The following is a 23707-nucleotide window of genomic DNA, read 5'->3' on the forward strand; positions in this document are numbered from 1 at the left end:
GAAAAATCCATTCGCGGATTTCTTCGGCCGCGAGCACAGGCTCGGGGCCTTGGGTTTTAGTGGGTTATTGCAGCACGAAGTAATCGTAGCGCATCGATACGCTGACCTCGAAAGGCTCGGCCTGCTCGATCACCGCGGCGCGGCGCTCGGCGCTGGCGCGCCAGCCGTGGGGCGTCATGGCCAGCAGGTTGGCGCGGTCTTGCGGGCATTCCAGGTGCAGCTTGAACTCCAGGGTTTCGCTGTGGGCCAGGGCCATGCCTTCGGGTACCAGGGCCAGGTGCTTGTCGTCGGTGTATTCGCGCACTTCGTCGTACAGGCGTTCGCGCAGTTCCATCAGGTGGCCGCTGGTGGGACCTACCTTCATCAGGCCGCCGCCGGGGCTGAGCAGGCGCTTGGCCTCCAGCCAGTCGAGGGGGCTGAAGACGCTGGCCAGGAACTGGCAGCTGGCGTCCGCCAGGGGGATGCGCGCCATGCTGGCGACCATCCAGGTCAGTTGCGGGGCACGACGGCAGGCGCGCTTCACCGCCTCCCGGGAAATATCCAGGGCGTAGCCATCGGCAGCGGGCAGGGCCTGGGCCAGTTGCGCGGTGTAGTAACCCTCGCCACAGCCGATGTCGACCCAGCGCTGGGGCGCGCGTTCTGCCGCCAGCTCCGCCAGGCGCCGGGCCACCGGGGCGTAGTGGCCGGCGTTGAGAAAGTCGCGGCGGGCCTCGACCATGGCCTGGTTGTCGCCCGGGTCACGGCTGTTCTTGTGCTGCACCGGCAGCAGGTTCAGGTAGCCCTGGCGTGCCCGGTCGAAACGATGCCCGGCCGGGCAGACCACGCCGTTGTCCACGGCGTTCAGCGGGGCACTGCAGAGAGGACAGGCAAGCATCAGGCGAGCAACTTGATCAGGGTCTGGTAGTAGATTTCGGTCAGCACATCGAGGTCGCTGGCCAGTACCCGCTCGTTGACCTGATGGATGGTGGCGTTGACCGGGCCCAGTTCCACCACCTGGGTGCCCAGGGTGGCGATGAAGCGCCCGTCGGAGGTGCCGCCACTGGTGGAGGCCTTGGTGTCGCGCCCGGTGACCTGCTTGATGCTGGCCGATACCGCGTCCAGCAGGGCGCCGGGTTCGGTGAGGAACGGCAGGCCGGACAGGGCCCACTCCACATGCCAGTCCAGGCCGTGCTTGTCGAGGATGGCCGCGACCCGCTGCTGCAGGCCTTCCACCGTGGATTCGGTGGAGAAGCGGAAGTTGAACACCGCCACCAGATCACCGGGGATCACGTTGGTGGCGCCGGTGCCGGAATTGAGGTTGGAGATCTGGAAACTGGTGGGTGGGAAGAAGGCGTTGCCGTCATCCCAGTGCTCCGCCGCCAGTTCCGCCAGGGCCGGTGCCGCCAGGTGGATCGGGTTCTTCGCCAGGTGCGGGTAGGCCACGTGGCCCTGTACCCCGCGCACGGTGAGCTTGGCGCCGAGGGAGCCACGGCGGCCGTTCTTGACCACGTCGCCCACCAGGCTGGTGCTCGAAGGCTCACCGACGATGCACCAGTCCAGGCGCTCCTTGCGTGCCGCCAGGCGCTCCACCACGGCCTTGGTGCCATGGTGCGCGGGGCCTTCTTCGTCGCTGGTGATGAGGAAGGCTACCGAGCCCTTGTGGTCCGGGTAGTCGGTGACGAAACGCTCAGCGGCCACCAGCATGGCCGCCAGGCTGCCCTTCATGTCCGCTGCGCCACGGCCGCAGAGCATGCCGTGCTCGTCGATCAGAGCGTCGAACGGGTCGTTCTGCCAGGCCTGGACCGGGCCGGTAGGCACCACGTCGGTGTGGCCGGCAAAACACAGCACCGGGCCTTCATGCTGGCCATGGCTGGCCCAGAAGTTGTCCACGTCCTCGATGCGCATCGGTTCCAGCTTGAAGCCGGCATCCCCCAGGCGCTGCATCATCAGCTTCTGGCAGTCGGCGTCGATCGGCGTCACCGAGGGGCGACGGATCAGATCACAGGCAAGTTGCAGGGTCGGCGAAAGCTCGGCATGGGCCGTCATGGGTAACTCCGGTGCAAGGCATTGTGCAGGAGCCGGCGGGGCGGCGAGGGCGGTTTAATCGATACACCGCGTTGCTTGGTTCGCTGGCAAGCCAGCTCCTACAGGGTTGGGCGAGGCGCGCAAAATGGCGGATATCTTAAAGCAAAACGGCGGCCAGAGGCCGCCGTTTAGTGCTTTGGATCGATTTAGGTTGCGGGAGCCGGCTGGCTTTCTTCCGCCGGTTTTGGCAGCGACGAAAGGAAGGCCATGACCAGCGCTGCCACGTAAGGCAAAGACTGCACCAGGAGCATGGTCACCCAGAAGCGCATGTCGTTGCTCGGCAGGCCCTGCACCAGGAAGATCCCCAGCGCCGCGCCCCACAACAGCAGCATGATGAACAGCTCTTCCCGGGCTTCCGAGATCGCCACCCAGAAGCCGTGGTTGTCGGCGTTCTTCGGGGTGCGGAAGAACGGAATGCTGCTGGTGAAGAAACCGTACAGCACCGCCTTGGCGATGGTGTGGGACAAGGCCAGGCCCGCCAGGGCCGCGCAGAACGCGTCCTTGAGGTTGACCCCCACCGCACGGCGGTAGAGGAAGATGATCTTGCCCACCTTGAACACGAACAGCGCCAGCGGCGGGATGGCGAAGATCAGCAGCGGCGGGTCGACCCGTTGCGGCACGATGATCATCGCCGCCGACCACAGCAGGGCGCCGACGGTGAAGAAGATGTTCATGCCGTCCGCTACCCACGGCAGCCAGCCCGCGAGGAAGTGGTAGCGCTGGCCACGGGTCAGCTCGGTGTTCTTGCCGCGCAGCAGGCTGGCGGTGTGGCGCTTGATGATCTGGATCGCGCCATAGGCCCAGCGGAAACGCTGCTTCTTGAAGTCGATGAAGGTGTCGGGCATCAGGCCCTTGCCGTAGCTTTCGTGGTGGTACGCCGCCGACAGGCCTTTCTCGAACACCCGCAGGCCCAGCTCGGCATCTTCGCAGATGCACCAGTCGGCCCAGCCCAGCTCTTCGAGCACTGTGCGCCGGGTCATGGTCATGGTGCCGTGCTGGATGATCGCGTCACGGTCGTTGCGGGTGACCATGCCGATATGGAAGAAGCCTTTGTATTCCGCGTAGCAGAGCTTCTTGAAGGTGCTTTCGTTCTGGTCGCGATAGTCCTGGGGCGACTGCACGATGGCGATCTTCGGATCGGCGAAGTGCGGCACCATGTGCTTGAGCCAGTTGCGGTCGACGCAGTAGTCGGAATCGATCACCGCGATCACTTCGGCGTCCTTGGCGGTGTGCGGCAACAGATAGTTCAGCGCACCGCCCTTGAAGCCGGCCAGGGGCGCGACGTGGAAGAACTTGAAGCGCGGGCCGAGGGTCTCGCAATAGGCCTGCACCGGTTCCCAGACCGCCGGGTCCTTGGTGTTGTTGTCGATGATCAGGACTTCGAAGTCCGGGTAATCGAGGTTGGCCAGGGCATTGAGGGTCTGTTTGACCATCTCCGGCGGCTCGTTGTAGCAGGGCACGTGGATCGAGACTTTCGGCCGGTAGCTGGAGTCCCCCTCCACCGGCAGGAATTCGCGCCGGCGCTTGTGGATCCACACCGCTTCGGCCAGTTCATGGGCCTCGGTCAGCAGCACGATGAACACCCCCAGCGCGCCGAGGGCCAGGAGGAAGCCCACCGTCAGGCTGAACCAGGTGCTGTATTGCTGGCTGTAGTCGTAGCCGATCCACACCAGCACCGAACCGCAGAGGAACGCGATAAAGGTCAGGAAGGTCCGGCCGCGCTGGCGCAGGGCCGAGCCGTCGATCATCAGCAGGGTCAGCGACAGCAGCGCCAGCACCACCGAGCCGATGGCCAGCACCCGCCATTGCGGGATGGCCACCACCGGGCCTTCGAAGTTGAATTTCTGCTGGCGCGCGGCGTTGAACACGCCCCAGTAGGCGCCCACCGAACCTTCGTCGCTGGCCTTCCACGGCTGGTCGAAGGCTTCGATGACAAAGTAGTTGTAGCCCTGGCGGTTGAGCTTGTTGACCAGGGTACGCAGGTAGATCGCCTGGTCCGCCGGGCTGGCGTCGGCGCCACCACGCATGCGGCCGTTGCTCGGCCAGCCCACTTCGGACAGCAGCAGCGGCTTTTTCGGGAACATCTTCTTCAGGTCCCGGGCGCGATCGAGGACGAACTGCTCGGCCTTGTCCACCGGGATGAACTCCCAGTAGGGCAGGATGTGCGCGGCGATCAGGTCGACGTGCTTGGCCAGCCCCGGGTTTTCCTCCCAGACGTGCCATTGCTCCGAGGTGGTGACCGGAACTTTTACCGCGGCACGCACCCGGTCGAGAATCACCGACAGTTGGTCGGCGGTGATTTCCTTGCGGAAGATCGCCTCGTTACCCACCACCACCCGCACGACGCTGCGGGAGGTATTGGCCAGTTCGATGGCGCGCATGATTTCCCGCTCGTTGCGCTCCAGGTCCGGGCTGATCCAGATCCCCAGGGTCACGCGCAGGCCGAACTCTTCCGCGAGCCTCGGGATGTCTTCCAGGCTGCCGTCCACCGAATAGGTACGGATGTTGTCGGTCAGCTTGCTCATGATCTCCAGGTCGCGACGCATTTCATCGTCGGACGGGTACTGGTCCTTCTGCGGGAACTGGCCCTGCTGGAAAGGCGAGTAGGAAAAACCGGAGATCTGTTCCGGCCAGTCGGGGGCCGAGACCGGGCGATTGATCAGCGCCCAGAAACCGGTGAACAGCGCGGCAATGGCCAGCACTATCACCAGGTTGAGTCCAAATTTACGCGATGACATAGCTATTTCGGGTTCCAAAAGGTGTGGAACGAGGGAAGGGTTGGCAGGCGCCAAACGGCGGGCATCCTACACCGGCCCTCAACTGAGCGTACAGCGCACAGAGGAAAGCCAGACCTTGGGCACTGTATTCGGGTTTAAGTTCTTTACTTGTAGCTTCAAGGTTAAAACTTGTCGCGTTGAGGCCCTATAATGCGCGCCGGTTTTTTAGGTGATGGTCATGAGTACAGAAGATCCACGGTTTGCCGGCGTCGCCCGTTTGTATGGCATTGAAGGCCTGGAGCGGCTGCGGGCGGCCCATGTGGCGATCGTCGGAGTCGGCGGGGTCGGTTCCTGGGCGGCAGAAGCCATCGCCCGTTGCGGGGTGGGCGAGATCTCGCTGTTCGACCTCGATGACGTCTGCGTCAGCAACAGCAACCGCCAGTTGCACGCGCTGGACAGCACTGTGGGCAAGCCCAAGGTCGACGTCATGGCCGAACGCCTGCGGGGCATCAATCCGGGCTGCAGGGTGCACGCGGTGGCGGACTTCGTCACCCGCGAGACCATGGCCGAGTACATCACCCCAGACATCGATTGCGTGATCGACTGCATCGACAGTGTCAATGCCAAGGCGGCGCTGATTGCCTGGTGCAAGCGACGCAAGATCCAGATCATCACCACCGGCGGCGCGGGGGGGCAGATCGACCCGACGCTGATCCAGGTCTGCGACCTGAACCGTACCTTCAATGACCCGTTGGCCTCCAAGGTGCGCTCCACCCTGCGCCGCGACTACGGTTTCTCGCGCACCGTAACCCGGCACTACAGCGTGCCTTGCGTGTTTTCCACCGAGCAGCTGCGTTATCCGAAGCCGGACGGCAGCATCTGCCTGCAGAAGAGTTTTGTCGGCGATGGCGTCAAGCTCGACTGTGCCGGCGGCTTTGGCGCGGTGATGATGGTGACCGCGACCTTCGGCATGGTGGCGGCGACCAAGGCGGTGGACAAGATTGTCGCCGGCGTGCGCCGCCCGTCGGAACGCAGCAAACCCGCCGCCCCGTAGGAGCTGGCTTGCCAGCGAAGAGGGCCGCGAGGAGGGTGCAAGGCTTATGGGCCTGTTCGCCAGCAAGCAGGCTCCTACGGAGTTAGGGGGCGCTGGCCAGTTCGCTCATGCGTTGCAAGACGGCGTTCAGGCCATTGCTGCGCGAGGGCGAGAGCTGGCGCGACAGGCCCAACTGGTTGAACCAGTCGGCCAGGTCCACTTCCCGCAACTGCTGTGCCGTCAGGCCATTGACCCGCGCCAGGAGCAGGGCCACCAGCCCGCGAATCAGCCGCGCGTCGCTGGCCGCGGCAAACTGCCAATGACCGTTTTCCAGGGCCGCCACCAGCCAGACCTGGCTTTCACAGCCGTGCACCCGGTTGACCTCGACCCGGTCGGCCTCGCTCAGGGGCGGCAGGCGCTCGCCCCATTGCATCAGCAGGCGCGCCCGCTGTTCCCAGCCGGCAGCCCCCTGGAAAATCTCCAGGGCGGCGACGGCATCCGCCGGCAGGCTCATCGCAGCAGTTCCAGGGCCTGATCCAGGGCTTCGAAGAAACGCTCCAGGTCCTCGGAATCGTTGTACAGCGCCAATGACACGCGAATCGCTCCGGCCAACCCCAGGCTTTTCATCAGCGGCATGGCGCAGTGGTGCCCGGCGCGTACGGCAATGCCTTGTTCGGTCAGCAGGTGCGCCAGGTCGGCGTTGTGCACCCCATCCACGACAAAACTGACCAGGGCCACTTGCGGCGAGCCCAGCAGGCGGATGCCATTGCGCGCCTGCAAGCCGTGCAGCAGGTAGGCGTGCAGCGCTGCTTCATGGTCGGCCAGTGCTTGTTGATCCAGGCCGGCAAGATAATCCAGGGTGGCCCCCAGGCCGATGACCCCGGCAATCGGCGGCGTACCGGCCTCGAACCCCAGGGGGGCGGGGCGGAAGCTGGCGTGCTGGTAATCGGCGTCCTGGACCATTTCACCGCCGAACTGCCAGTGGCGCAGGCCCTTGAGTGCTGCATGACGGCCAAACAGCACGCCGACCCCATCCGGGCCGTACAGCTTGTGGCTGGAGAACACATAGAAGTCGCAGCCCAGGGCCTGTACATCGTGGCGGCCATGGACCACGCCCTGGGCGCCGTCGATCACCGTCAGTGCGCCCTGGGCCCTGGCCATGGCCAGCAGTGGGGTCAAGGGTTGCCAGGCGCCAAGCACGTTGGACAGCTGGCTCACCGCCAGCAAACGGGTTCGCGGGCCGATCAAGCGGCTTGCCGCGTCGACGTCGATCAGGCCGTCCGGGTCCAGGGGCAGGACCATCAGCTTGAGACCGCGACGTTGGGCCAGTTGCTGCCAGGGCAGCAGGTTGGCGTGGTGCTCCAGGGCGCTGATGACGATTTCATCGCCCGGGGAAAATTGGTGCTCCAGGCCGTAGGCCAGAAGATTCAGCGCGGAGGTCGCGCCGTGGGTGAAGACGATTTGCCCACTGTCACCGGCATTCAGCCATTGGCCGACCTTGCTGCGGCTGTCTTCGAACGCTTGGGTGGCGTGGGCGCCGGGCAGGTGTTGCGCACGATGAACGTTGGCGGCGCCATTGGCGTAGTAGTGCGCCAGCGCGTCCAGCAGGGCTTGGGGTTTTTGCGTGGTGGCGGCGTTGTCCAGGTACGTCTGGTCCTGGCGATGCAGGGCGGCGATGGCCGGGAAGTCGGCGCGCCAGGGGGAGGCTACAAGCATGGTGGCAGAACTCGTTTGAACAGGCCGGGCGCCGATGATAAGCGCCTGGCCGGTTCCAGTGAAACCGAATCGCTGCTTAGTTGTGAGCGTGCAGCGCTTCGTTCAGCTCGATGGCCGACTTGTGGGTCTTGCACTCCACGGCGCCGGTTTCCGAGTTGCGACGGAACAGCAGGTCCGGCTGGCCGGCCAGTTCCCGGGCCTTGAGCACTTTGACCAGTTGGTTGTTCTCGTCCAGCAGCGCCACCTTGGTGCCGGCGGTCACGTACAGGCCCGACTCCACGGTATTGCGGTCGCCCAGCGGGATGCCGATACCGGCGTTGGCGCCGATCAGGCAACCTTCGCCGACCTTGATCACGATGTTGCCGCCACCCGACAGGGTGCCCATGGTGGAGCAACCGCCGCCCAGGTCCGAACCCTTGCCGACGAACACGCCTGCGGAAACCCGGCCTTCGATCATGCCCGGGCCTTCGGTGCCGGCGTTGAAGTTGACGAAACCTTCGTGCATCACGGTGGTGCCTTCCCCGATGTAGGCGCCCAGGCGAATCCGCGCACTGTCCGCGATACGCACGCCGCTCGGCACCACGTAGTCGGTCATTTTCGGGAATTTGTCCACCGAGAACACTTCCAGCAGCTCGCCGCGCAGGCGCGCTTCCAGTTGACGCTCGGCCAGCTCGCCGAGGTCGATGGCGCCCTGGCTGGTCCAGGCCACGTTCGGCAGCAGCGGGAACACACCGGCCAGGCTCAGGCCGTGCGGCTTGACCAGGCGGTGGGACAGCAGGTGCAGCTTCAGGTAGGCCTCTGGAGTGGAGGTCAGCTGGGCATCTTCGGCCAGCAGGGTCGCTACCAGCGGCTTGTGGCTTTCGGCCAGGCGGGTCAGCAGGGCGGCCTGGGTGGCGTCGATGCTTTTCAGTGCGTCGGCCATTTGCGCGGCCTGGGCGGTGGTGAACGTGATGGCCTGGTTGCCTTCGCTGTAGCCGAGGATCGGCGCTACGGCAGCGACGATTTCAGCCGCAGGCTGGAGCAGGGGCGATGCGTAAAACACTTCCAGCCAAGCGCCTTGACGGTTCTGGGTGCCGACACCGAATGCCAGGCTGAACAGGGTAGTGGACATGCAGTTACCTCTTGCGAAATTGATTGAGCAGGCTTACTTGAGCGCCGCTGCGTAAAGGTCTGGCTTGAAGCCAATCAGGGTCTTGTCTCCGAGATCGAGCACCGGGCGCTTGATCATCGAAGGTTGCGCGAGCATCAGTTCAACGGCTTTCGCCTGGTCGAGATCGGCTTTGCTTTCGTCATCGAGTTTGCGAAAGGTCGTGCCCGCGCGGTTCAACACCACCTGCCAGCCGTGCTCGTCGCACCACTGATTCAGGTGCTCACGGTCAATGCCGGAGGTTTTGTAATCATGGAAGTCATAGCTGACAGCGTGTTCATCGAGCCAGGTGCGCGCCTTTTTCATGGTGTCACAGGCTTTGATGCCGAAAAGGTGCAACGTTTTGCTTGAAGCGGTCAAGGAATTGCCCCCTTTGGAGATGCTGGAGATGAAAGGTCACGGATTATGCCACGACCGCGCCGATTCGGCGTCGGCTGCTGCGGGGCTTTGTCGCATTGTGTTTCCACGCCCGGGCGCCGTTGCGACTTTTGTGCAGCGGCGTAAACGCAGCTTAAGCGGCTAATATGGCACTTCTGCGGTGAATTCCTGCCGCCGTTGTGTGTCTGCTTTGAAGTTTCAGATCGGGAAGCCCGCTTTATGCAAACCGCCTATACCGTCCTCATCCTGCTGATGCTGGTGAGCCTCTCGCGTCTTGTCGGACGGGTGATTCCACTGCCGCTGCCCCTGGTGCAGATTGCCGCCGGCGCCTTGCTGGCCTGGCCGACCCTGGGGTTGCACGTGGCCCTGGACCCGGAGCTGTTTCTCTTCCTGTTCTTGCCGCCGCTGTTGTTTTCCGATGGCTGGCGCATGCCCAAGCGCGAATTCTGGCGCCTGCGCGGGCCGATCCTGACCCTGGCAGTAGGGCTGGTGCTGTTCACCGTGGTGGGTGCCGGCTACTTCATCCATTGGCTGCTGCCGAGCATTCCGTTGCCGGTGGCCTTTGCCCTGGCCGCCGTGCTTTCGCCCACCGACGCCGTGGCGGTATCGGCGATTTCCCAGAACCGCTTGCCCACGCCCCTGATGCACATGCTCCAGGGGGAGGCGCTGATGAATGACGCCTCGGGCCTGGTGACCTTCAAGTTCGCCCTGGCAGCGGCGGTGACCGGGGTGTTCTCCCTGGCCAACGCCAGCCTGACCTTCGTCCTGGTGGCGGTGGGCGGCCTGGCGGTCGGCGTGGCACTGAGCTGGCTGGTGGGGCGCCTGCGGGCCTGGATGATCGCCCGAGGCTGGGATGACCCGGCGACCCACGTGGTGTTCATGCTGCTTTTGCCGTTCGCCGCCTATGTGCTGGCCGAGCGCCTGGGAGCCTCGGGCATTCTCTCGGCGGTGGCGGCGGGGATGATGCAGAGCTGGCTCGACCTGCTGCCGCGCCAGACCAGCACCCGGCTGCTCAATCGCAGCGTCTGGTCACTGCTGGAGTTCGCCTTCAACGGCCTGATCTTCCTGCTCCTGGGGTTGCAGCTGCCGGACATCATCAAGGCCGTGGTCAGTCACGAGACCTCGCTGTGGCCGACCCTGTTCTACCGTTGCCTGGATGTGGTGGCGATTTTCCTGGTGCTGCTGGTGTTGCGTTTCATCTGGGTGCAGAGCATCTGGCGCCTGTCCGGCCTGCTGCGGCGCTGGCGCGGCAAGGGTGAATTGACCCTGGTGCCGACCGCCCGTTCCTGCTGGTTGCTGACCGTGGGTGGAGTGCGCGGGGCGGTAACCCTGGCCGGTGTGATGTCGGTACCGTTGTTTCTCGGTGCCGGCGAAGCCTTTCCGGAGCGCGACCTGCTGATCTTCATCGCTGCCGGGGTGATCCTGCTGTCCCTGGTGGCGGCCTGCATTGCCCTGCCGCTGCTGCTGCGCGGCATTGTGAAGAGCCCTGACGACAAGCGCCGTGGGGAAGTGCGGGATGCCTGGCGCAAGACTGCCGAAGCGGCGATCCATGCCCTGGAAGCCGAAGAAGTGGCTGACACCGGTGAAACCCCGGATGCTGCCCAGGCGGCCCTGGCTACCGAACTCAAGGGGCGCTTGATGGCCGAGTACCGGCATCAGTTGGAGGTCTACAACGATTCCGCCGAGGCCCAGGCCCTGGCGTTCCAGATGGACTTGCTGGAGCGGCGCCTGCGGATCAAGGCCCTGCGTGCGCAACGGCTGGAGCTGTATCGGCTGAGCCGCCAGCATCAGATTGGCGACGATGTGCTACGCGAAGTACTGGCCGACCTGGATATGAGCGAGGCCAATCTGGGGCAGGTGAAGTGAGGCGTTCGCCGGCAGTCGGCTCCTGTTGTGGGAGCCGGCTTGCCGGCGAAAGGCCTCAAGTGCGACGCAGCACGAAATCGCGAATCCGTTCCGCGGCTTCCACGCATTCCGCCAGCGGCGCTACCAGCGCCATGCGTACCCGGCCGGCGCCCGGGTTGGTGCCGTCCACATCCCGCGACAGGTAGGAGCCCGGAACCACGGTCACATGCTCCTGTTCGAACAGGTCGCGGCAGAAGGCTGCGTCATCCCCGGCCACGTTCGGCCACAGGTAGAAGCTGCCGTCCGGGCGCTGCACATCCATCACGGGCGCAAGGATCGCCAGCACCGCGTCGAATTTCTCCCGGTACAAGGCGCGGTTGGCGCGCACGTGCACTTCGTCGTTCCAGGCGGCGACGCTGGCCAGTTGGGTCTGCACCGGCATGGCGCAGCCGTGGTAGGTGCGGTACAGCAGGAAGCCCTTGAGAATCTCGGCATCACCGGCGACGAAGCCCGAGCGCAGGCCCGGCAGGTTGGAGCGCTTGGACAGGCTGTGGAACACCACGCAGCGCTTGAAGTCCTTGCGGCCCAGTTCGACGCAGGCGCTGAGCAGGCCCGGCGGCGGTGTCTGTTCGTCGAAGTACAGCTCGCTGTAGCACTCGTCGGCGGCGATCACGAAGTCGTGCTCGTCGGCCAGTGCGATCAGCTTCTTCAGGGTGTCCAGCGGGATCAGCGCGCCGGTGGGGTTGCCCGGCGAGCACAGGAAGAGGATCTGGCAGCGCTGCCAGATCTCCTCCGGCACGGCGTCGAAGTCCGGGTTGAAGCCGTTTTCGTCGAGGCACGGCAGGTAGTGCGGCTTGGCCCCGGCGAGGAAGGCCGCGCCTTCGTAGATCTGATAGAAGGGGTTGGGGCTGACCACCAGGGCATCTTCGCCGCGGTTGACCACGGTCTGGGTGAAGGCGAACAGCGCTTCGCGGGTGCCGTTGACCGGCAGTACATTGCGCGCCGGGTCGAGCCAGAGCGCGGGCACGCCAAAGCGCCGTTCGCACCAGCCGGCGATGGCTTCGCGCAGGGCCGGGATGCCCAGGGTGGTGGGGTAGACCGCCATCTGATCGAGGTTGCTGGCCAGGGCTTCGGCGACAAAGCTTGGCGAGCGGTGCTTGGGTTCGCCGATGGACAGGGCGATGGCGCGCTTGTCCGGGTTGGGCGTCACGGTGCCGAGCAAGGCGCGCAGCTTTTCGAACGGGTAGGGCTGCAACTGGTTCAGAGCGTTGTTCATGGAGGCGGTATCTCACTCAAAGCGGTGGTTCGGACCCGTCAGATGCTCAGGCGGGTCATTTCGATAGTCGGTTCGTGGCTGACGCTCAACTGCTCGACGATCGCATCCTGCAAGCGGCTGCACAGCTGGGGGTCGGACAGGGGCTGGTTGTGCGCATCGGTGATGAAGAACACGTCTTCCACGCGCTCGCCCAGGGTGGCGATCTTGGCGTTCTGCAGCGACAGGTCGAACTCCAGGAAGATCTTGCCGATCCGCGCCAGCAAACCCGGGCGATCCGGGGCGCTGAGTTCCAGCACGGTCACCGGGCGTTGGGCGTCGTTGTGGATAGTCACCTCGGGGGCGAAGGCAAAATGCTTGAGCTGGCGCGGCACCCGGCGCTGGATGATGGTCGGGTAGTCATCGGGGTTGCGCAGGGCGTCGGTCAGGCCCTTGCGGATCTGCTCGACTCGCTGCGGGTTGTTGCCGATGGATTCGCCGTCGTTGTCCAGGACGATGTAGGTGTCGAGGGTGAACTGGCTGCTGGAGGTGATGATGCGCGCGTCATGGATGTTCAGGTTGAGCTGGTCCATGGCGGCCACGGTCACCGCGAAGAAGTCGTGCTGGTCCGGGGCGTAGATGAAGATCTGGGTGCCGCCCTCGAACTCGCGCTGGGTGATTTCCTTGATCAGCACCAGTGGCCCGCCATCGGCCGGCTGCTGGAGGATCGCGTCGCTGTGCCAGGCCACGTCGCCGGCGGTGTGGCGCAGGAAGTAGTCGTCCCCCAGTTGGGACCAGAGTTGTTCCACTTCGTCCGGGTCGGTGCCGTTGCGCACCAGGATGTCCAGGGCGGCGCTCTGGGTCTGGCGGATCTGCTCTTCGCGGTCCACCGGGTTTTCCAGGCCGCGGCGCAGGGCTCGCTTGGTCTCGGTGTAGAGCTGGCGCAACAGGCTGGCGCGCCAGGAGTTCCACAGCGTCGGGTTGGTGGCGTAGATATCGGCGACGGTCAGTACGTAGAGGTAGTCGAGGCGGGTCTGGTCGACCACGATCTGTGCGAAATCGTGAATCACCTGCGGGTCGGACAAGTCCTTGCGCTGAGCCGTGGTGGACATCACCAGGTGGTTCTGCACCAGCCAGACGATCAGCCGGGTATCCCACTGCGGCAACTGGTGGCGCACGCAGAAGGCTTCGGCATCCACGGCGCCGATTTCCGAGTGGTCGCCATGACGGCCCTTGCCGATGTCGTGGTACAAACCGGCCAGGTAGATCAGCTCGGGCTTGGGCAGCTTGCCCATGAGCTTGCTGGCCAGCGGGAATTTCTCGGAGATCGGCGTGTACTGCATTTTGCGCAGGTGCTTGATCAGGTTCAGCGTGTGGGCGTCCACGGTATAGATGTGGAACAGGTCGTGCTGCATCTGCCCGACGATGAAGCCGAACTCCGGCAGGTAGCGTCCGAGAATGCCGTAGCGGTTCATCCGCCGCAGGTTGCGGTGGATGCCGATTTCGCACTTGAACAGCTCGATGAACAGGCTGGTGTTGCGGATATCGTGGCGGAAGTCGTCATCGATCAGGTGCCGGTGTTCGCGCAGCAGGCGGATGGTGTCGGCGCGCACGCCCTTGATTTCCGGGTGCTGGGCCATCAGCACGAAGATCTCCAGCATGGCGAACGGCGTGCGCTTGAATACGTTGTCGTTGATCGCCTCGATGTAGCCGTCGTGCAGTTGGAAGCGCGCATTGATCGGCTGTGGCGGTGCCTCGTCCTCGGGGGCGAGGATCACCTCCTCGAAGTGCTGGATGATCAGGTCGCTCAACTGGGCGATGCTCATCACCACCCGGTAGTACTGCTGCATGAAGCTTTCGATGCTCTGTTTCGCATCTTCGCCCTCGAAGCCCAGCAGGGTGGCGATGGAGCGCTGGTGGTCGAGCAGCAGGCGGTCCTCGGCGCGCCCCGCGAGCATGTGCAGCGCGTAGCGGACCTTCCACAGGAACTCCTGGGACGAGGCCAGGAGCGCGTTTTCGCTTTCCACCAGGAAGCCTTCGCCGGCCAGGGCCCGCAGGTTCAGGGTGCCGTACTGGCGGCGCGCGACCCAGAGGATGGTCTGGATGTCCCGCAACCCACCCGGCGAGCCTTTGACGTTGGGCTCCAGGTTGTATTCGGTGTCGTTGTACTTGTGATGGCGGGCCTTCTGCTCGGCCCGCTTGGCCAGGAAGAAATCCTTGCTCGGCCACATGTGCTCGGTGCTGGTCACTTGCAGCATGCGCTGGCGCAGGTGCTCGGGGCCGGCAATGGTGCGGCTTTCCATCAGGTTGGTGATCACCGTCAGGTCGGCCCGCGCCTGTTCGGCGCATTCGTCCACCGAGCGCACGCTTTGCCCGACTTCCAGGCCAATGTCCCAGAGCAGGGTAAGAAAGCGTTCGATGGAGTCGCGGAAAATTTCGTGGTCGGCGCTGTCCAGGAGGATCAGCAGGTCGATGTCGGAATAGGGGTGCAGCTCGCCGCGACCGTAGCCGCCGACCGCCACCAGGGCGATGTCGGCGTCGTCGCTCCAGCTGAACTGGTCCCAGGCCTTTTGCAGGATGTTATCGATGAACCAGGCGCGGTCTTCGATCAGCCGGCGGATCTCCCGCCCACTGCGAAAGCGCGTATCCAGCACTTCCCGTGCCTGGCGGATGGCCTTCTTGAAGGCGGCGATAGGGCTGGCCTTCAGGGCCAGTTCCGCCTGGAACTGGCCGCGGTCGAAGAGTTCGGGGTCCACCTGCGGCATCGATTGGCTTTCCTTTCTATCTATAAGGTCGGGACGCAGCGTTGTGGATCAGGCAGACACCCGGGCGATGGTGTCATCGCTGCGCAGGGTGAAGATCTCGTAGCCGGTCTCGGTCACCAGCAGGGTGTGTTCCCACTGCGCGGAGAGCTTGCGGTCCTTGGTGATGGCGGTCCAGCCGTCGCCCAGGACCTTGGTGTCGGCCTTGCCCTGGTTGATCATCGGCTCGATGGTGAAGGTCATGCCGGCCTTGAGTTCCATGCCGGTACCGGCACGGCCGTAGTGCAGGATCTGCGGCTCTTCGTGGAACACCTTGCCGATGCCGTGGCCGCAGAACTCGCGAACCACCGAGAAACCGTTCTTTTCCGCGTGCTTCTGGATCACTTCGCCGATGTCGCCCAGGCGGCAGCCCGGTTTCACCAGTTCAATGGCCTTGTACATGCATTCCTGGGTGATCTGCGACAGGCGCTCGGCCCAGACCGGCACGGTGCCGACGTGGAACATGCGGCTGGTGTCGCCGTGGTAGCCGTCCTTGATGACGGTCACATCGATGTTCAGGGTGTCGCCATCCTTCAGCGGCTTCTCGTTGGGAATGCCGTGGCACACCACGTGGTTGATCGAGGTGCAGATGGATTTGGGGAAGCCCTTGTAGTTCAGCGGGGCAGGGATCGCACCTTGCACATTGACGATGTAGTCATGGCAGATGCGGTCCAGTTCTTCGGTGGTGACACCGGGTTTGACATGCTCGGCAATCATTTCCAGCACGTCGGCGGCCAGTTTGCCGGCGACACGCATTTTGGCGATGTCCTCGGGAGTTTTGAGGGTGACGGTCATACAGGCTCTCTTGACGCCCAGGGGCGCGATAAACACGGAAATGGCTCGAAAACCCGCATGCGCAAGGCTTGGCCTACGATGGGCCAGCAAGGTTTTCAAAAGCCGCAAAGGTGCGATTCTAACAGAGGCTCAGCGCAAATCTGAGGTTCTGCTGGCGCTTCTCTCCATACAGTGGTGCATTCTGGACCGATTCCAAGAGGCGGGCAAAATGCCTGCGGATCGCCGAGTGTGAATCCGGGTTCCGTTTTTGCCCTTGCTGTGGTATAAAATGCGCCGCTTTCCGGGGATGCCCCGAAAAGCTCAAACCCACACACGTGTCGACACGATGACCTGGGTGCCCTCAGCACAAGCTGTTGGTTGGTCATTGGGATACGTGGAGGCCTAACCCGACTTATTAAGGAACTATCATGTCCCAAGTCAACATGCGCGATATGCTGAAGGCCGGTGTGCACTTCGGTCACCAAACCCGTTACTGGAATCCGAAAATGGGCAAGTACATTTTCGGCGCGCGCAACAAGATCCACATCATCAACCTTGAAAAAACCCTGCCAATGTTCAACGAAGCTCTGACTTTCGTAGAGCGTCTGGCCCAGGGCAAAAACAAGATTCTGTTCGTCGGCACCAAGCGTTCCGCTGGCAAGATCGTTGCTGAAGAAGCAGCACGTTGCGGTTCGCCGTACGTCGATCACCGCTGGTTGGGCGGCATGCTGACCAACTACAAAACCATCCGTGCTTCCATCAAGCGTCTGCGTGACCTTGAAGTGCAAGCAGAAGACGGCACCTTCGCCAAGCTGACCAAGAAAGAGGCGCTGATGCGCACTCGCGATCTGGAAAAGCTGGATCGTTCCCTGGGTGGTATCAAGGACATGGGCGGCCTGCCTGACGCACTGTTCGTGATCGACGTTGACCACGAGCGCATCGCGATCACCGAAGCCAACAAGCTGGGCATCCCGGTCATCGGCGTTGTCGATACCAACAGCAGCCCGGAAGGCGTTGACTACATCATCCCAGGCAACGATGACGCCATTCGCGCCATCCAGCTGTACATGGGTTCGATGGCTGACGCTGTGATCCGTGGTCGCAACAACGTTGCTGGCGGCACCGAAGTGTTCGAAGAAGCTGCAGCACCGGCGGCTGAAGCCTGAGTAACTGACGCGTAGCGTTGACTCAGCACGCAAAAAGGGGGCTTGGCCCCCTTTTTGCCAACTCGAAAATCATTTCGTCGTCGCGCCCCGACAGTTTCTGTAATGCGGGGCTGTTATGAAGTGGTTTCGGGGCAATGCCCAAGAATTGAGCGCCCGTTCGATCGGGTGGAATGGTTGAAAACCTATCCAAGAGGATTTTGAAAATGGCAGAGATTACTGCAGCGTTGGTTAAAGAACTGCGCGAGCGTACCGGCGAAGGCATGATGGACTGCAAAAAGGCCTTGACCAAGGCCGGCGGCGACATCGAAAAAGCCATTGATGACATGCGTGCTTCCGGCGCCATCAAGGCTGCCAAGAAAGCAGGCAACGTTGCTGCTGAAGGCGCTATCGCCATCAAGGACGACGGTAAAGCCGCTGTCCTGCTGGAAGTCAACTCGCAGACCGACTTCCTGGCTCTGCAGGACGATTTCAAGGCATTCGTTGCCGCTAGCGTGGAAAAGGCTTTCGCTGACAAGCTGACTGACGCCGCTCCGCTGATCGAAGCTCAAGAAGCTGCGCGCCTGATCCTGGTTGGCAAGACTGGCGAGAACGTCAACATCCGTCGTCTGGCTCGCGTTGAAGGCGACGTGGTCGGCACCTACCTGCACGGCAACAAGATCGGTGTTGCGGTTGTTCTGAAAGGCGGTTCCGTTGAACTGGCCAAAGACATCGCCATGCACGTAGCGGCCAGCAACCCTGAGTTCCTGCTGCCATCGCAAGTTTCGGCTGAAGCGATCGAGCGTGAAAAGGCTGTGTTCCTGCAGCTGAACGAAGACAAGATGAAAGGCAAGCCAGCCGAAATCGTTGAAAAAATGATCGCTGGCCGTATCAGCAAGTTCCTGGCCGAAGCCAGCCTGGTTGAGCAAGCTTTCGTCAAGGACCCAGAAGTCACCGTAGGTGCTCTGGCCAAGAAAGGCGGCGCTGAAATCGTTTCCTTCACCCGTTTCGCGGTAGGTGAAGGCATCGAGAAGAAAGAAGACAACTTCGCCGAAGAAGTTGCTGCACAACTGGCTGCTGCCAAGCAACAGTAAGACGGTTTTTTCAACTGTCGCCCAGAAGAGGCTGCCCGCTCACGCGCGCAGCCTCTTTTCAAATGGGCAGGGTAATTTAGTTGTTTATCCTCGGAACCGCCTTACAAAGTCGTGTTCTGATGGCGCTGTGACAGCGTCAAGCTAGAGTGAACGCAGGCTGTAAACAGCCCGCAAAGAATTTTTTAAATACGCCGCAGGAGAGATTCGCAATGGCTCAGCAGGGCAGTGGTTATCAAGCTCGCTATAAACGCATTCTACTCAAGCTTAGCGGCGAGGCCCTGATGGGCTCGGAAGAGTTCGGGATCGATCCCAAGGTGCTGGATCGCATGGCGCTGGAAGTCGGCCAGCTGGTTGGTATCGGCGTCCAGGTAGGCTTGGTGATCGGTGGTGGCAACCTGTTCCGCGGCGCTGCATTGAGCGCGGCCGGGATGGATCGGGTCACGGGCGACCACATGGGCATGCTGGCCACTGTGATGAACGCCCTGGCCATGCGTGATGCACTGGAACGTGCGAATATCTCGGCCATCGTGATGTCGGCTATTTCCATGGTCGGCGTGACCGATCACTATGACCGTCGCAAGGCGATGCGCCACCTGAACTCCAAAGAGGTGGTGATCTTCGCGGCCGGTACCGGCAACCCGTTCTTCACCACCGACTCCGCAGCCTGCCTGCGCGCTATCGAGATCGATGCCGACGTGGTGCTCAAGGCAACCAAGGTCGATGGTGTTTACACTGCAGACCCGTTCAAGGACCCGCATGCCGAGAAGTTCGATCATCTGACTTACGATGAAGTGCTGGATCGCAAGCTGGGAGTGATGGACCTGACGGCAATCTGCCTGTGCCGCGACCACAAGATGCCGCTGCGGGTATTTAACATGAACAAGCCCGGCGCCCTGCTGAATATCGTGCATGGTGGCGCTGAAGGAACCCTGATCGAGGAAGGCGAGCAATGATCAACGAAATCAAGAAAGACGCTCAAGAGCGCATGAAGAAATCCCTGGAGTCCCTGGCCCATGCATTCGGCCAGATTCGCACCGGCAAGGCACACCCTAGCATCCTGGGTAGTGTGATGGTGCCTTACTACGGTACCGACACACCGTTGAGTGGCGTTGCCAACGTTACCGTGAAGGACTCCCAGACCCTGCAGGTAGTGCCGTTCGAGCGCAATATGCTCGGAGCCATCGACAAGGCCATCGGCAGTGCCGGTCTTAACCTCAATCCGACCAACCTGGGCGAGCTGCTGCTGATCAAGATGGCACCGCTGACCGAGGAAACCCGCAAGGGCTTCACCAAGCAGGCGCGTGCTGCCGCCGAAGATGCACGGGTTGCAGTGCGCAACATTCGCCGCGATGCCCTGGGTGAGTTGAAGAAGCTGACCAAGGACAAGGAAATCAGCGAAGACGAAGAACGCCGTGGCAGCGCCGAAATCGATAAGCTGATCAAGGACTTTGAAGCTCAGATCGCCAAGGCGACTGAGGAAAAAGAAAAGGACTTGATGGCCGTATAAGGGTCAGGCGTTTTCATGGAAAAGACCAAGCAGTCCGTGTTGTCCTCGGTGCCGCGCCATGTGGCAATCATCATGGACGGTAATAACCGCTGGGCAAAAAAACGCTTTATGCCGGGTGTCGCCGGGCATAAGGCGGGTGTCGATGCGGTACGTGCAGTGATCGAAGTGTGCGCTGAGGCCAAGGTCGAGGTGCTGACCCTGTTTGCCTTTTCCAGTGAAAACTGGCAGCGCCCGGCTGACGAAGTCAGTGCCTTGATGGATCTGTTCTTCAAGGCCCTGCGTCGTGAAGCCAAGCGCCTCAACGAGAACAACATCAGCCTGCGGATCATTGGCGATCGTTCACGCTTCCATCCCGAGTTGCAGGCGGCGATGCGCGAAGCGGAAGCCATTACCGCGGGCAGTGATCGTTTCATCCTGCAGATCGCCGCCAACTATGGCGGCCAGTGGGATATCGCTCAGGCCGCCCAGCGCCTGGCGCGCGAGGTCCAGGCCGGGCATCTGCGGCCTGAGGACATCACTCCGGGCCTGCTGCAGACCTGCCTGGCGACCGGCGACCTGCCGCTGCCGGACCTGTGCATCCGGACCGGTGGCGAGCATCGCATCAGCAATTTCCTGTTGTGGCAGCTGGCCTATGCCGAGCTGTATTTCTCCGACCTGTTCTGGCCGGACTTCAAACACGAAGCCATGCGTAACGCATTGGCCGATTACGCATCTCGCCAGCGACGCTTCGGTAAGACGAGCGAGCAGGTCGAGGCTGGAGCCCGGGTTTAATGCTTAAACAACGAATCATTACTGCGCTGATCCTGCTGCCGATCGCCTTGTGCGGGTTCTTCCTGCTCGAAGGCTCGGGGTTCGCCCTGTTCATCGGTCTGGTGGTAAGCCTCGGTGCCTGGGAGTGGGCGCGTCTGGCGGGCTTCGAGGCGCAGCCGGCTCGGGTGGCCTTCGCCGTGGTGGTGGCGGCGCTGTTGTTCCTGATGCATCTGGTTCCGGGCGTTGCGCCCTGGGTGCTGGGTGCTGCGGTGCTGTGGTGGGCGCTGGCGACCTACCTGGTGCTGACCTATCCGCGTTCCAGCGAGCAATGGTCCGGTGCCGCACCCAAATTGTTGATCGGCCTGCTGATCCTGCTGCCGGCCTGGCAAGGGCTGGTGTTCATCAAGCAACTGCCACTGGGCAACTGGTTGATCATGGCGGTGATGGTGCTGGTGTGGGGTGCGGATATCGGTGCCTACTTCTCCGGCAAGGCCTTCGGCAAGCGCAAGCTGGCGCCCCAGGTCAGCCCGGGCAAGAGCTGGGAGGGCGTGTACGGCGGCCTGGCGTTGAGCCTGGTGATCACCGCGGTGGTGGGGCTGGTGCGTGACTGGACCCTGGGGCAGATGATCCTGGGGCTGCTGGGTGCAGCGATCGTTGTATTCATTTCGGTGGTCGGCGACCTGACCGAGAGCATGTTCAAGCGCCAGTCGGGTATCAAGGACAGTAGTAACCTGCTGCCCGGTCATGGTGGGGTGCTGGACCGCATCGACAGCCTGACCGCGGCCATTCCGGTGTTTGCCGTGCTGTTGTGGATGGCTGCGCTGTGACTGCTGTACAGCAGATCACGGTTCTGGGGGCTACCGGCTCTATCGGTCTGAGCACCCTGGATGTGATTGCCCGTCATCCGGATCGTTATCAAGTGTTTGCCCTGACGGGCTTCACGCGTCTGGCCGAGTTGCTGGCGTTGTGCGTAAAACATGAGCCCCGTTTTGCGGTGGTGCCCGAGGCCGCGGCCGCCAGCCGCCTTCAGCAAGATTTGCGCGCCGCCGGCCTGGCTACCCAGGTGCTGGTGGGGGAGCAGGGGTTGTGCGAGGTGGCCTCGGCTCCGGAAGTCGATGCCGTTATGGCAGCGATTGTCGGTGCGGCGGGGTTGCGCCCGACTCTGGCGGCGGTTGAGGCTGGCAAGAAGATCCTGTTGGCCAACAAGGAAGCGCTGGTGATGTCTGGCGCGCTGTTCATGGAGGCAGTGGGCAAGAGTGGTTCCGTGCTGTTGCCTATCGACAGTGAACACAATGCGATCTTTCAATGCATGCCCGCGGATTTTTCCCGCGGGCTGAGTCGGGTCGGTGTGCGACGTATTCTTCTGACGGCTTCGGGCGGTCCTTTCCGTCAGACGCCTCTGGAAGAGCTTGAGCATGTTTCCCCCGAACAGGCCTGTGCCCATCCGAACTGGTCCATGGGGCGCAAGATCTCCGTGGACTCGGCAAGCATGATGAACAAGGGGCTGGAACTGATCGAGGCCTGCTGGCTATTTGATGCCAGGCCTTCCCAGGTCGAAGTGGTGGTGCACCCGCAAAGCGTGATCCACTCGCTGGTGGATTACGTCGACGGCTCGGTCCTGGCGCAGTTGGGTAATCCGGACATGCGCACCCCGATCGCCAATGCCCTGGCCTGGCCGGAGCGCATTGATTCCGGTGTAGCGCCGCTGGATCTGTTCGCCATTGCTCGCCTGGATTTCCAGGCACCCGACGAGCAGCGGTTCCCTTGCCTGCGCCTGGCACGGCAAGCTGCCGAGGCGGGTAACAGCGCTCCGGCCATGCTGAATGCGGCCAATGAGGTGGCGGTATCGGCGTTTCTCGAGCGGCGCATCCGCTACCCGGAGATCGCGAGTATCATCGATGAGGTTTTAACCCGTGAGCCTGTGGTCGCAGTCAATGAACTCGACGCAGTGTTTGCGGCAGACGCCAGGGCTCGAGTCCTGGCGCAACAATGGTTGCAGCGTAACGGGCGATAGGATTCGCGACCGGGGCGAGTGGCGGCGAATAGGATTGCGGAGAAAGTAGATGAGCGCGCTCTATATGATTGTCGGCACCCTGGTAGCCCTGGGTGTGCTGGTCACCTTCCATGAATTCGGTCACTTCTGGGTCGCCCGTCGCTGTGGCGTCAAGGTTCTGCGCTTCTCCGTGGGCTTTGGCATGCCCTTGCTGCGCTGGCATGATCGTCGCGGCACCGAGTTCGTCATCGCCGCTATCCCGCTGGGCGGCTACGTGAAGATGCTGGATGAGCGTGAAGGCGAGGTAGCTGCCGAGGAGCTCGATCAGTCCTTCAACCGCAAGTCGGTTCGCCAGCGTATCGCGATTGTTGCTGCCGGTCCGATTGCCAACTTCCTCCTCGCACTGGTGTTTTTCTGGGCCCTGGCGATGCTGGGCAGCCAGCAGGTGCGGCCGGTCATCGGTGATGTAGAGGCTGGCAGTATTGCTGCCAAGGCCGGGCTCAGTGCCGGCCAGGAAATCGTCGCCATCGACGGCGAGCCGACTACCGGCTGGGCGGCCGTGAACCTGCAACTGGTGCGGCGCCTGGGTGAAAGCGGTGCACTGCAGGTGCTGGTGCGTGAGCAGGGCGCCACTGTGGATTCGCCGCGCCAGCTGGAATTGGACAAATGGTTGAAAGGGGCTGATGAGCCGGATCCGATTCGCTCCCTGGGCATTCGTCCGTGGCGTCCGGCCCTGCCTCCGGTGCTGGCTGAACTTGACCCCAAGGGCCCGGCCCAGGCCGCTGGCCTGAAAACCGGCGATCGTCTGTTGGCCCTTGATGGCCAGTCGCTCAATGACTGGCAGCAAGTGGTGGATTGGGTCCGTGTGCACCCTGATACGAAAATTGTGCTGCATGTCGAGCGCGATGGTGCTCAAATCGACGTCCCCGTGACCTTGGCCAGCCGCGGCGAAAGCAAAGCGCCAAATGGCTACCTGGGGGCCGGGGTGAAAGCGGTGGATTGGCCGCCGCAGATGCTTCGCGAGGTCAGCTACGGGCCGTTGGAGGCGATTGGTGAAGGGGCCCGACGGACCTGGACCATGAGCGTTCTGACCCTCGAATCGCTGAAGAAAATGTTGTTCGGCGAGCTCTCGGTAAAAAACTTGAGTGGACCGATAACCATTGCTAAAGTGGCGGGCGCTTCTGCCCAGTCGGGCATTGCTGATTTCTTGAATTTCCTTGCTTATCTGAGTATTAGCCTGGGTGTTCTGAATTTGTTGCCCATCCCGGTACTGGATGGGGGGCATTTGCTGTTTTATCTGATCGAGTGGGCGCGTGGTCGTCCCTTGTCGGATCGGGTGCAAGGTTGGGGGATACAGATCGGTATCAGCTTGGTGGTCGGAGTCATGCTGCTTGCTCTGGTCAACGATCTGGGTCGTCTGTAACGCTTCGCTGAATTGCGAATCTGCCGCATTTTGCGGCAGTTTGTTTATTGCCAGTTGGAATAAGAAAGGAC

20 protein-coding genes are annotated in these 23707 nt (G+C 62.6%); 10 read left to right on the plus strand and 10 right to left on the minus strand.

What is annotated here, in order from left to right; all coding sequences use genetic code 11:
- Positions 1-64: 64 nt before the first annotated feature.
- From AC1RMG_RS08950 to AC1RMG_RS08960, 3 genes are all read right to left on the minus strand, one after another.
- The gene (locus AC1RMG_RS08950) at positions 65-874 is read right to left on the minus strand and encodes a putative RNA methyltransferase (RefSeq protein ID WP_493168977.1); all 810 of its coding nucleotides are present in this window, start codon (positions 872-874) and stop codon (positions 65-67) included.
- Positions 874-2025, minus strand: a complete 1152-nt coding sequence (gene dapE, locus AC1RMG_RS08955; protein WP_011059513.1) for a succinyl-diaminopimelate desuccinylase — start codon at positions 2023-2025, stop codon at positions 874-876. The genes AC1RMG_RS08950 and dapE overlap by 1 nt, the downstream gene beginning before the upstream one ends.
- 185 nt (positions 2026-2210) lie before the next feature.
- Positions 2211-4802 (minus strand): glycosyltransferase, encoded by a 2592-nt coding sequence (locus AC1RMG_RS08960; RefSeq protein ID WP_015634324.1) that lies wholly within the window; start codon positions 4800-4802, stop codon positions 2211-2213.
- 211 nt (positions 4803-5013) lie between these two features.
- Between AC1RMG_RS08960 and tcdA the strand changes: the two genes are divergently transcribed.
- On the plus strand, positions 5014-5835 hold the full coding sequence (gene tcdA, locus AC1RMG_RS08965; RefSeq protein WP_093404443.1) for a tRNA cyclic N6-threonylcarbamoyladenosine(37) synthase TcdA: 822 nt from the start codon (positions 5014-5016) through the stop codon (positions 5833-5835).
- A gap of 82 nt (positions 5836-5917) precedes the next feature.
- Here the strand turns inward: tcdA and AC1RMG_RS08970 are convergent, their stop codons facing one another.
- The 4 genes from AC1RMG_RS08970 to AC1RMG_RS08985 all read right to left on the minus strand — a co-directional run bounded on the left by AC1RMG_RS08970 (position 5918) and on the right by AC1RMG_RS08985 (position 9037).
- Entirely contained in the window at positions 5918-6328 is a 411-nt protein-coding gene (locus AC1RMG_RS08970) for a SufE family protein (RefSeq protein WP_169892715.1), read from the minus strand.
- A complete protein-coding gene (locus AC1RMG_RS08975) occupies positions 6325-7530 on the minus strand; it encodes an aminotransferase class V-fold PLP-dependent enzyme (RefSeq protein ID WP_125062628.1) in 1206 nt (401 codons plus the stop codon). Before AC1RMG_RS08975 ends, AC1RMG_RS08970 begins: the two co-directional genes overlap by 4 nt.
- A gap of 76 nt (positions 7531-7606) precedes the next feature.
- Complete coding sequence (gene dapD / locus AC1RMG_RS08980) at positions 7607-8641, minus strand: 2,3,4,5-tetrahydropyridine-2,6-dicarboxylate N-succinyltransferase (RefSeq protein WP_011059518.1); 1035 nt, start codon at positions 8639-8641, stop codon at positions 7607-7609.
- Between the two features lie 33 nt (positions 8642-8674).
- Entirely contained in the window at positions 8675-9037 is a 363-nt protein-coding gene (locus AC1RMG_RS08985; RefSeq protein WP_011059519.1) for an ArsC family reductase, read from the minus strand.
- A gap of 237 nt (positions 9038-9274) precedes the next feature.
- Here AC1RMG_RS08985 and AC1RMG_RS08990 point away from each other — a divergent pair, with 237 nt between their 5' ends.
- A complete protein-coding gene (locus tag AC1RMG_RS08990; protein WP_015634329.1) occupies positions 9275-10921 on the plus strand; it encodes a Na+/H+ antiporter in 1647 nt (548 codons plus the stop codon).
- Positions 10922-10976: 55 nt separating this feature from the next.
- Here AC1RMG_RS08990 and dapC read toward each other — a convergent pair whose 3' ends face one another.
- Genes dapC through map form a run of 3 tightly spaced genes read right to left on the minus strand, consistent with a single transcriptional unit; the run spans position 10977 to position 15748 of the window.
- A complete protein-coding gene (dapC, locus tag AC1RMG_RS08995; protein WP_125062629.1) occupies positions 10977-12176 on the minus strand; it encodes a succinyldiaminopimelate transaminase in 1200 nt (399 codons plus the stop codon).
- Positions 12177-12214: 38 nt separating this feature from the next.
- Complete coding sequence (locus AC1RMG_RS09000) at positions 12215-14917, minus strand: [protein-PII] uridylyltransferase (RefSeq protein WP_015634331.1); 2703 nt, start codon at positions 14915-14917, stop codon at positions 12215-12217.
- Between the two features lie 48 nt (positions 14918-14965).
- Entirely contained in the window at positions 14966-15748 is a 783-nt protein-coding gene (gene map, locus AC1RMG_RS09005; protein ID WP_011059523.1) for a type I methionyl aminopeptidase, read from the minus strand.
- A 407-nt stretch (positions 15749-16155) separates the two neighbouring features.
- Between map and rpsB the strand changes: the two genes are divergently transcribed.
- The 8 genes from rpsB (at position 16156) to rseP (ending at position 23636) form a co-directional block, all read left to right on the plus strand.
- Positions 16156-16893 carry a 30S ribosomal protein S2 gene (gene rpsB / locus AC1RMG_RS09010; RefSeq protein ID WP_011059524.1) on the plus strand — a complete coding sequence of 246 codons (738 nt, stop codon included), beginning with the start codon at positions 16156-16158 and terminating at the stop codon, positions 16891-16893.
- Between the two features lie 203 nt (positions 16894-17096).
- The gene (gene tsf, locus AC1RMG_RS09015; RefSeq protein ID WP_123430124.1) at positions 17097-17963 is read left to right on the plus strand and encodes a translation elongation factor Ts; all 867 of its coding nucleotides are present in this window, start codon (positions 17097-17099) and stop codon (positions 17961-17963) included.
- Positions 17964-18172: 209 nt separating this feature from the next.
- Positions 18173-18916 (plus strand): UMP kinase, encoded by a 744-nt coding sequence (gene pyrH, locus AC1RMG_RS09020; RefSeq protein WP_011059526.1) that lies wholly within the window; start codon positions 18173-18175, stop codon positions 18914-18916.
- Positions 18913-19470, plus strand: coding sequence for a ribosome recycling factor (frr, locus tag AC1RMG_RS09025; protein WP_011059527.1), 558 nt, complete (start codon positions 18913-18915; stop codon positions 19468-19470). Before pyrH ends, frr begins: the two co-directional genes overlap by 4 nt.
- Positions 19471-19485: 15 nt before the next feature.
- A complete protein-coding gene (gene uppS, locus AC1RMG_RS09030) occupies positions 19486-20241 on the plus strand; it encodes a polyprenyl diphosphate synthase (RefSeq protein WP_011059528.1) in 756 nt (251 codons plus the stop codon).
- Positions 20241-21047: a phosphatidate cytidylyltransferase gene (locus AC1RMG_RS09035; protein ID WP_011059529.1), complete on the plus strand. Its 807-nt coding sequence runs from the start codon at positions 20241-20243 to the stop codon at positions 21045-21047. Before uppS ends, AC1RMG_RS09035 begins: the two co-directional genes overlap by 1 nt.
- On the plus strand, positions 21044-22234 hold the full coding sequence (gene ispC, locus AC1RMG_RS09040) for a 1-deoxy-D-xylulose-5-phosphate reductoisomerase (RefSeq protein WP_125062630.1): 1191 nt from the start codon (positions 21044-21046) through the stop codon (positions 22232-22234). Before AC1RMG_RS09035 ends, ispC begins: the two co-directional genes overlap by 4 nt.
- Positions 22235-22283: 49 nt before the next feature.
- Complete coding sequence (rseP, locus tag AC1RMG_RS09045; protein ID WP_065364548.1) at positions 22284-23636, plus strand: sigma E protease regulator RseP; 1353 nt, start codon at positions 22284-22286, stop codon at positions 23634-23636.
- The last annotated feature ends 71 nt before the right edge of the window (positions 23637-23707 follow it).

This window comes from Pseudomonas sp. GW822-FHT04H02, assembly GCF_058800645.1.